We start from the raw sequence: 1,133 nt of genomic DNA, 5'->3' as shown, positions 1-1,133 counted from the left end.
GTTTGTAAAAATCACTAATTAGCAGGATAGTATCTTTATTTCTTGCATCTTTTTTTAGGCTTATAAAAGGTGCATCAATTTGTGGGTTTGGTATTAGATGACTTTTTGTTATTGGATAATCTTTTATTATCTCATTAACTCGTTTTAGACACTCCTTTGCTTCTTCATAACCAAAGTAATAAGTTTCACTTCCGTATTGGCAAGCTATAAGATCCTTAGAAAGTGTCAAATTTGATTTAAAAACTACGTGCTGGTTGTTTGGTGTAGTCTTAAGTGCCAAATTAAAAGGCAATGAGGCATCTTTGATAGCCTGCTCTATGCTCTTAGTTTTATTTTTACCCATAACATAAGTTATACCATTTTTATCGACCACATGAAAGCCTAAAGACTTTTTGCCTACTCTACTATTAACGCCACATTGAAGCGTCCAAAAAGTCTGCTTTGATACAAACTTAGAGTTGTTTAAAAAGGCGTAGTCTGTAAAGGTCGAACCAAGTGTTTTTTCTATACTTTTGCATAAAATTCCCTCTTTGGACTGCTCACCTGAAAACGCACAAAGATGATCTTGTCCATCAACAATTATGTCTTTTGCGGTTGCTTTCTCTTTTAGATCTATCTCTTGCCAATTATTTTTGTCTTCGTGTAAAACATCATATACAAAATTTATGGCTGAGTGGTATTTACTCAAATATTTTTCATCGATACTTGGTCTTTCTTTACCTGGATAGATGGTTTCTATTAGAGATGAATTTGGCATATAGCATGCCTCTTTGCTCCAATTTGCCCAGTAAGGGACTTTGCTATTATAGTAAATGATCCTGGCGTTTTTTAAAGATGGATAATTTTTCACACTAATTGGTCGTGCTGGAGTATTTTTAGCTAAAAATACAGACTTATCTTCAGGGATTGTTTCTACTAAAAAAGAAGCAACCTGCCCATATCCAATGGCTGTTTTTTTACCTATAAATTTTAAATCCTGCAAAAGATCTTCTATGATTTCTCTTTTGCCTCTAACGTAAAAGTAGATTTTAGGAGTTTTTAAAAGCTCGTTCCAAATATTATAGGCTTTAAATTCACCACTACCCATGCTATATTCTATTTTATTTGCTCTATTCTCATTGAGATATTCATAC

General features: G+C 33.1%; 1 protein-coding gene. It reads right to left on the bottom strand.

The window, feature by feature from the left end; genetic code table 11:
* Positions 1–1,133: hypothetical protein (locus CYP28_RS10210; RefSeq protein ID WP_181000394.1), on the bottom strand; the 1,133-nt coding region annotated here is incomplete at both ends.

This window comes from Campylobacter concisus, from assembly GCF_002914195.1.
GTDB classification, from domain to species: domain Bacteria; phylum Campylobacterota; class Campylobacteria; order Campylobacterales; family Campylobacteraceae; genus Campylobacter_A; species Campylobacter_A concisus_M.
This window is presented reverse-complemented; position numbering and strand designations above follow the sequence as displayed.